Origin of the sequence: Streptomyces sp. MZ04 (assembly GCF_004684775.1) — a bacterium.
GTDB lineage: Bacteria > Actinomycetota > Actinomycetes > Streptomycetales > Streptomycetaceae > Streptomyces.
Genome location: NZ_SRIC01000364.1, coordinates 1 through 7,202 on the forward strand (window position 1 = coordinate 1; position 7,202 = coordinate 7,202).

9 protein-coding genes are annotated in these 7,202 nt (G+C 68.4%); 6 read left to right on the forward strand and 3 right to left on the reverse strand.

All coding sequences use genetic code 11. The annotated features are described in order from the left end of the window. Positions 1 to 127: 127 nt before the first annotated feature. Positions 128 to 883 carry a class I SAM-dependent methyltransferase gene (locus tag E2651_RS39235; protein ID WP_135336056.1) on the reverse strand — a complete coding sequence of 252 codons (756 nt, stop codon included), beginning with the start codon at positions 881 to 883 and terminating at the stop codon, positions 128 to 130. Between the two features lie 162 nt (positions 884 to 1,045). On the opposite strand from E2651_RS39235, the gene htpX reads away from it, so the two are divergent. The 3 genes from htpX (at position 1,046) to E2651_RS39250 (ending at position 2,923) form a co-directional block, all read left to right on the forward strand. Beyond that, entirely contained in the window at positions 1,046 to 1,945 is a 900-nt protein-coding gene (gene htpX, locus E2651_RS39240; protein WP_135336057.1) for a zinc metalloprotease HtpX, read from the forward strand. Between the two features lie 2 nt (positions 1,946 to 1,947). Further along, complete coding sequence (locus E2651_RS39245) at positions 1,948 to 2,511, forward strand: hypothetical protein (RefSeq protein ID WP_135336058.1); 564 nt, start codon at positions 1,948 to 1,950, stop codon at positions 2,509 to 2,511. A 145-nt stretch (positions 2,512 to 2,656) separates the two neighbouring features. Beyond that, entirely contained in the window at positions 2,657 to 2,923 is a 267-nt protein-coding gene (locus E2651_RS39250; protein WP_245239490.1) for an antibiotic biosynthesis monooxygenase family protein, read from the forward strand. Between the two features lie 22 nt (positions 2,924 to 2,945). Here the strand turns inward: E2651_RS39250 and E2651_RS39255 are convergent, their stop codons facing one another. Then, a complete protein-coding gene (locus tag E2651_RS39255; protein ID WP_135336060.1) occupies positions 2,946 to 3,464 on the reverse strand; it encodes a sensor histidine kinase in 519 nt (172 codons plus the stop codon). Positions 3,465 to 3,735: 271 nt separating this feature from the next. Here E2651_RS39255 and E2651_RS39260 point away from each other — a divergent pair, with 271 nt between their 5' ends. From E2651_RS39260 to E2651_RS39270, 3 genes are all read left to right on the forward strand, one after another. Then, positions 3,736 to 4,587 (forward strand): helix-turn-helix transcriptional regulator, encoded by an 852-nt coding sequence (locus tag E2651_RS39260; protein ID WP_135336061.1) that lies wholly within the window; start codon positions 3,736 to 3,738, stop codon positions 4,585 to 4,587. Positions 4,588 to 4,598: 11 nt separating this feature from the next. Next, a complete protein-coding gene (locus E2651_RS39265; RefSeq protein WP_135336062.1) occupies positions 4,599 to 4,790 on the forward strand; it encodes a hypothetical protein in 192 nt (63 codons plus the stop codon). Positions 4,791 to 5,882: 1,092 nt separating this feature from the next. Continuing rightward, on the forward strand, positions 5,883 to 6,494 hold the full coding sequence (locus E2651_RS39270; protein ID WP_167829029.1) for a Uma2 family endonuclease: 612 nt from the start codon (positions 5,883 to 5,885) through the stop codon (positions 6,492 to 6,494). A gap of 19 nt (positions 6,495 to 6,513) precedes the next feature. Here the strand turns inward: E2651_RS39270 and E2651_RS39275 are convergent, their stop codons facing one another. Continuing rightward, positions 6,514 to 7,119, reverse strand: a complete 606-nt coding sequence (locus tag E2651_RS39275; RefSeq protein WP_245239491.1) for an OmpA family protein — start codon at positions 7,117 to 7,119, stop codon at positions 6,514 to 6,516. Positions 7,120 to 7,202: the final 83 nt, after the last annotated feature.

A 7,202-nucleotide genomic window follows, 5' to 3' on the forward strand; every position in this document is an offset into this window, starting at 1 on the left:
GGAGGGGGGGGGGTGTGGGGGGGCGGGGGGGGGGGGTGGGGAAGTTCTGGAGGCGCGGGCCGAGTTGGTGATCGGGAAGGTGACGGTGGGGGCGCACGCCTAGCCCGTGAACCTGTGGGACCAGGGGTCAGCGCTTGCGGGCGTCGAAGAGATGCCGGGTGCTGTGGGCGATGAACGGACCCTCCGCCTCGATCTGCTCGTGCAGTTCCCGCAGCCGCGGCCGGTACCTCTCCACGGAGAAGTCGGGCACCATCCAGACGACCTTGCGCAGGAAGTGCACGACCGCCCCGACGTCGAAGAACTCCATCCGCAGGCGCTCGGCCCGCAGGCCGATGATCTCCAGGCCCGCCGCCTCGGCCTCGGCGCGTTCCAGGTCGGGGTGGCGGCTGTTCCTCGTTTCCTCCGGCTGCGCACCGAGGAAGTACTCCACCACCTCGAAGACGCTGGCAGGCCCCACATGCTGGGCGAAGTACGTCCCGCCGGGCCGCAGCACCCGCGCGATCTCGGCGAAGTTCGCCTTCACCGGGTGCCGGCTGGTGACGAGGTCGAATGCCTCGTCCGCGAACGGCAGCGGCGCGTCCGCCGGGGAGGCGACGACGACCGCACCGCGCGGGTGCAGCAGCGCGGTGGCCTTGGCGACGTTCGGCGGCCACCCTTCCGTGGCGACGGCGAGCGGCGGCAGCACGGGGGCGGAGGCGAGGACCTCGCCTCCGCCGGTGTCGAGGTCGAGCGAGGCGGAGGCGTGCCGCAGACGCTCGCCCATGGCATGGGCGTACCTCCAGGAGGGCCGCTCCTCGGTGGCCCTCCCCTCGAACCAGGAGAAGTCCCAGCCTTCGGTGGGGGCGGCCTCGGCTTCGGCCACAAGGTCATCGAAGCTGCTCATGGCCCGATCCTCGCACCCTGCGCGGGGACGCTCACCTGGATTTCTCCCCTGGCCCACTGACCAGGGATTTATCTCATGCATAGGCAATAAGAGGCACAATCGGTGCATCAGCGCAGTCCGTCGCCCTACGCGAAGCGAAGGGCGGTGCGTTGTGGAGGAGCCATGACACAGACCCGATTCGCTCCCGACCGCGGGCTGACCTCGCGCATGGTCACGACGATGTTCTTCATCGGCCTGCTGTACGTCGTGGTCGTCGGCGTCCTGGTGGTGCTGCTCGAGGGCGCCTGGGTGGTGATCACGCTCATCGCGGGTGGCCTCTTCATCGCGCAGTTCTGGTACAGCGACCGGATCGCCGCGTTCAGCATGGGGGCGCGCGAAGTGACGCCGGAGCAGGCCCCCGAGCTGCACGGTGCCGTCGACCGGCTGTGCGCACTGGCGGACATGCCCAAGCCGCGGGTGGCGATCGCCGAGTCGGACGTACCGAACGCCTTCGCGACCGGCCGTAACCAGAAGAACTCGATGGTGTGCGCCACGACAGGGATGCTGCGCCGTCTTGAGCCGCAGGAGCTGGAGGGCGTGCTCGCCCATGAGCTCTCGCATGTCGCGCACCGCGATGTCGCGGTGATGACCATCGCATCGTTCCTGGGCGTGCTGGCCGGGATCATCACCCGGGTCGCCCTGTGGAGCGGCGTCGGACGCAACAACCGGGATCAGAACGCGGCCATAGCCGTGCTGATCGTCACCGCCGTCAGCGCCGTCGTCTACGCCCTCAGCTTCCTGCTGACCCGACTGCTGTCCCGTTACCGGGAACTGTCCGCCGACCGTGCCGCCGCGCTGCTGACCGGCCGCCCGTCGGCCTTGGCGTCCGCACTGACGAAGATCACCGGGCAGATGGCTCGGATACCGACCCGCGATCTGCGCAAGGCGGAGCCGTTCAACGCCTTCTACTTCGTCCCGGCGCTCCACAAGGAAAGCTTCAGCCGCCTGCTGTCCTCCCACCCGACCCTGGAGCAGCGGCTTGACCAGCTGGGCCGCATCTCCGCGCAGTTGGGACGGTCGTGAGCATGGGTTTCCTCGACGCCATCCTCGGCCGCAGCAAGCCGGTGCGCCCCGATCTCGATCAGCTCTTCGCGCTGCCGTCCGCCGCCGTCACCCTGCAGGCCGCGGCCGGTTTCACACCCACCGGCCTGGGGTCAATATGTTTCGCCAGCGTGGAGGGTGGGGCGTTCTCGCGGATCCAGGAGGAGGCGCGGGCGCTGCTCGACGGCCCGGCGGAGTTCAGTCAGGACGCGTACGGCTACACATGGCTGCTCGTGCGGCATGCCACGGAGGACGTCGCGGGCCTGGTCAACGACCTGCACGCGGTCAATACGTCCTTGGCGGAGGCCGGTTTCGGACCACAGCTGCTGTGCTCGCTGATCGGATTCCGCGATGAGCAGGACCGGTCCCTGGCGCTGGTCTACCTCTACAAGCGCGGCACCTTCTACCCGTTCGTACCGCGGCCGGGCAGGGGTGAGAAGCGCGACAACCCGGTCGAACTGCAGGTGCGGGCGATACTCGGGGACGATCTGACGATCGAGCGCGATCTGGCGCGGTGGTTTCCGGTGTGGGGGGCTCCGGGGCTCTGACGGAGGGCAGGGCGTCACCGCCTCCGCCCAACTGCCGCTTATCCGAGCTTAATTAGGACACCCATAGGGTTCGATCACGACCACAGACAGCCAGTCGCCGGAACCCGTCACCTTCATCAACATCTTCGAGATCGCCGCCGAGGACATCGACGCCTTCGCCGAGAAGTGGGAGCAGCGGGCCGCGATCATGAGCAAGAAGCCGGGCTTCATCGATACGAAGCTGCACCGGGCCCGCGCTTCGGATGGGCGGTTCCAACTCGTGAACGTGGCCCACTGGGAGAGCCAGGAGGCCTGGGAGGCGGCCACCGCCGACCCCGGGTTCGCCTCGCGGGCGGATGCCGCGCGGGAGTCCAAGGAGACTCCGGCTACGCCGAACCCGGGGTTGTACGACGTGGTCGTAACGTTCCCCTAGCGGCACGGGGCTTCGCCTGCCGCTAGGAGCCGGGCGACTTACCGTACGCCCGTGCCCCCTGCCTGGGCAGGACGGCCCACATCCGTGTACCGCCGCCCGGCTCCCTCGCGTCCCCGAAGCCCCACTCGCCCCCGCAGGCGCGGACCACACAGGCGAGTACGCGGAGCGCCGCGCGGCGGCGGGTGTCGCAGGCCGCCGCCAGGCGTGGGTTCGTATGCCGGGGGTGTCCGTCGTAGAGGATCACCCGCAGGGCGCCGTCGCGGTAGCGGAGGCTGACGTACACCTCTGCGGCGGGCGTGAACCTGCAGGCGCAGGCGGCGAGTTCACCGAGCGCCTGGACCGCCGCGTCCGTGACGTCCTGTAGGCCGTGGGCCTGAAGGATCACCCTGGCGGTACGCCTGGCAACCGCCGGGCTCGCGAGGCTCGCGGGGAGCGTGAGGCTGTAGGCCAGGCCTTCTGGGGAGGGCGGCGGGGCCGCCGGGCCGCCTGTCTCGTGTCGTGCGTCGAGGTGATCGGGGCAGGTTGTGACTGTTGCGGGCATGGATAACTCCCTCTGCTGGCGGGTGAGTTACTGACCGCACGACCGGTGGCCTGTCTCCCTGACGCGGGCCCGCCCTCTCCCAGGGCAGGAGGTTCGGGGCAGGCTCGCGTGATGCGCTTCCGGGTGCGTCGTGCGTGAGCGTTGCATTACTCACTGTAGGGGTGACTGGGGTACGTGTGCCACCTTCAAGTGCACATTGCCTACTGCAAGTTGGACCAGTGCGGCCCTCAGGAGGCAGACTGACCCCCATCGAGCGGGGAGGAATGCACTGATGGGCACACGAGCCGCGCCAACGGAGCGCCAGAAACGGCTGGGTGCCGAGCTGCGCAGGATGCGGGTCGCAGCCGGCCTGACCACCGAGTACGCCGCCGGGCTGCTCGGACTGGACCGCACGAAGGTCTCCAACATGGAGTCGGGCGTCCGCGCCACATCGCCCGAGCGCATTCGGATACTCGCCAGCAACTACGACTGTGCGGACGAGGCGTACATCGACGCGCTGGCCGCCATGGCCGACCACCGCAGTCGCGGATGGTGGGAGCAGTTCAGAGGGAGCCTGCCTCAAGGCCTGTTGGATGTCGCCGAGTTGGAGTGGTCCGCCACACGGCTGCGCACCTTGCAGACCGTGCACGTGCCGGGGCTTCTCCAACTGGGTGGATACGCTCGCGCCATCTTCGACGCCGCCCTGCCGCCCCTGCCGAAGTCAGAGGTGGAACTACGCGTGGTGCACCGGATACACCGTCAGCAGGTGCTGGACCGAGAGCGACCCGTCGACTACGTCGCGTACGTCCATGAGCTGGCCCTGCAGATGCAGTTCGGCGGGCGACGCTCAATGAGGGAACAACTCCAGCACCTTTGCGAGATCTCTGAGCGGGACAATGTGGACGTACGCATCCTCCCGGCGGAGGTCGGGGCCTTCCCGGGTGCCGGGCACGCAGTGATGTACGCGAACGGCAGCGTTCCCCAATTGGACACCGTGCAACTGGACTCCGCCCACGGCGGCGAGTTCACTCACGCCGCGTCACAGCTCGCCAAGTACCTGGCACACATGGACTGGTGGCAGGCGAAGGCGCTCGGGCCCAAGGAATCGCGCAACTTCATCCACAGCATCGCCCATCAGCTCTGAGGAGAGTCACCATGGCCGACATCACCTGGGAAGAGCCCTTCTGCGCAGAAGGAAACAACTGCTTCCGTATAGGCACCGACGGCGAAGGGAACGCCTACATCGCCCTGGCCGGCCAGGAGGACCGCTACCTCTCCGACACCGAGGAGGCCCTCCGCACCCTCATCCGCGAGATCAAGGCGGGCAAGGCGGATCACCTGCTCTAGCGGGGGCTTTGGCGTCCCGGTGCTTGATTGGCGCCGGGGCCGCCCGGTTGTCCCGAGATTGGCGGTTCCGGGCCGGGAGTAAAGGGCGCTCCGCTGCGCTGCGCGTCGGCTTCGCCGATTCCGCTGCGCTCCACCCTTGACACCCACCCCTCCACCGCGCTGAGGAAGATGACCGGGCGGCCCTGGAAGCGGGGCTCACGGGGGCCACCCGGCGGGTCATCCGGCTTGAGCGCCGGGTGCGGACCAGTTCGTTTCAGCGCGCCGGGGTGGAAGGGGCACGCGGCCGGTCCGGGGAGGGGTCCCGGCTTCGTCAAGCGTCCGACGACCGGCCGGATCTTCCGAGGTGACCGTCACGCTTCACACACGAGGGGGGGTGGGGGACCTACTTTGGAAAAGTAGTGTTCTGGAACAAGGGGGGCGCACGCGATACGAAACGCAACTTTCCCAAAGTAGGTCCCCCACCCCCCGGCTCACCCGCCCGGGATCAACCGGCCGTCGGTCGGCAAGGGTGATCACCGTGCGGGCCCCGGCCCGCGGGCCCCTGGCCTGGCACGGATCGCAGAAAAGTGACACCTCCACACCAGCTGGGGGGTGTCACTTTTCTGCAATCCCCCTCCCACATGCCGACACCACCAGGCGCCCACCCACCCCAGAAGATCCGGCCGGTCCGCAGACGCTTGACGAAGCCGGGACCCATCCCGGACCGGCCGCGTACCCCTCCACCTCAGGCCCGCTGAAACGGACTGATCCGCACCCGGCAGGAAAGCCGTATCACCCATCCCCGCATCCCCGTGAGCCCCGCTTCGTGGCCGCCCGGTCATCACGCTTCACGCGGTGGAGGGCTGGGTGTCAAGGGTGGCCCGAAGGGCCATCGGCGAAGCTGACGCGCAGCGCAGCGAAGCGCCCTTTACTCCCGGCCCGGAACCGCCACACTCCGGACAACCGGGCGGCCCCGGCACCATCAAAACCCAGGCCCAGCAAAGCCCCCGCCCGTCCCCAGCAACCATGCTGGAGCCAAGCACTGGGCGATCTCGCAAGAGATACGCTGAAACCGTCACCGAAAGACCCTTCACGCTCTCAAGGCGGCCCGCCGTGACCGAACAACACATCGCCCGCAACCTTCCTCATCTGCTCGCGCTGGCCAAGAACGCCGAAGAGCATCTGGAAGGCGTAGACGTCAACGTCGTCGACGGCGTCGTGATGATGTCGCCGGTGGCACCCGCCCATTTCCGCACCCAGCACGAGATCAACCGCCAGCTGCGTGAACAGGTGGGTGACGCCGCGCTCGGCGAGATCGAGTTCGCCCACCCCGAGTGGGAGAGCAATCGCAGTCCCGACGTCATGGTGTGGCATGGCGACGAAGACGACGACGCCCCCTACGACGCGGAGGCTCTCGAACTCGCCGTCGAGATCGTCTCGCCATCCTCAGTGGAGAACGATTACGTCATCAAGCCCCACGCCTACGCTCTGGCCGGCATCCCGGCGAGCCTCGTCCTTGACCCGTACACGCGCACGTGGACGCTCTTCACCGACCCCTCGCCGATCGGCTACCGTGAACGCGCTTCCGGCCCCTACGGAAAGACGATCGCCATCGAGGCGGGTGGACGCACGCTGAGCGTCGACACGGCACCCCTACCCCCCGCCAAGGAATGGCAACTGCGCGACGCCTGGCCCGCGCACCGCACGTCTGCCGGACCGTACTGAGGGCAGCTCCCGCAACGGGTCAGTCCTGACCCTCGGACGGCGTCGTCCCCGTGTCCGACCCGGAACCCCGCGGGAAGGACACCTCGACCCGGCGGTTCTTCTTGCGGCCCTCCTCGGAGCCGTTGTCCGCGATCGGGTAGTCCTCGCTGTAGCCGCGTACGGCGTAGGTGACCTCGGGGCCCAGGTAGCTCGCCAGCTTGTCGTGCACCGCCTCCGCGCGGTCGCGCGACAGCTTCTTGCCGTGGCTGTACGAGCCGAGGTCGTCCGTGAAGCCGAACACCCGGACGTTGGTCGCCTTTTGGGCCTTCGCCTCCTCGGCGATCGCCTTGATGCGCGCGTTCGCCTCCGGGTTCAGCTTGGGGCTGTCCTTGGGGAACAACACCTCTGCCTGGAGGGCGAACTTGACGTCCGTGTTGGTGTCCTCGCGACGCTCCTCGCCGCCGAGGTCTTCGACGACGGACTTGATGTCCAGGACCTTCGCGGGCGCCAGGGTCGCTCCGTCGGCCAGCTTCAGGCCGGGGCTGTTGGAGTCGACCTCTTGGGGTGGGGTGGAGGTTGTGCTGTCCGGGGGTGCGCTGGGGTCGTCGTCGTCCGCGTGGGCGAGCGAGGTGCCGGTGAGGAGGATGAGGGCGGTGAGGGTGGCTGTGGCTGTGGCGAGGGTTCGCGTGCTGTCTCTTATACACAGCTCCGAGCCCACGAGACGCTCAT

Coding starts and splice junctions, on each gene's coding strand:
- htpX (WP_135336057.1), top strand. CDS start 1,046: ATGACACAGACCCGATTCGCTCCCGACCGCGGGCTGACCTCGCGCATG.
- E2651_RS39245 (WP_135336058.1), top strand. CDS start 1,948: ATGGGTTTCCTCGACGCCATCCTCGGCCGCAGCAAGCCGGTGCGCCCC.
- E2651_RS39255 (WP_135336060.1), bottom strand. CDS start 3,464: ATGCCCGCAACAGTCACAACCTGCCCCGATCACCTCGACGCACGACAC.
- E2651_RS39235 (WP_135336056.1), bottom strand. CDS start 883: ATGAGCAGCTTCGATGACCTTGTGGCCGAAGCCGAGGCCGCCCCCACC.
- E2651_RS39260 (WP_135336061.1), top strand. CDS start 3,736: ATGGGCACACGAGCCGCGCCAACGGAGCGCCAGAAACGGCTGGGTGCC.
- E2651_RS39265 (WP_135336062.1), top strand. CDS start 4,599: ATGGCCGACATCACCTGGGAAGAGCCCTTCTGCGCAGAAGGAAACAAC.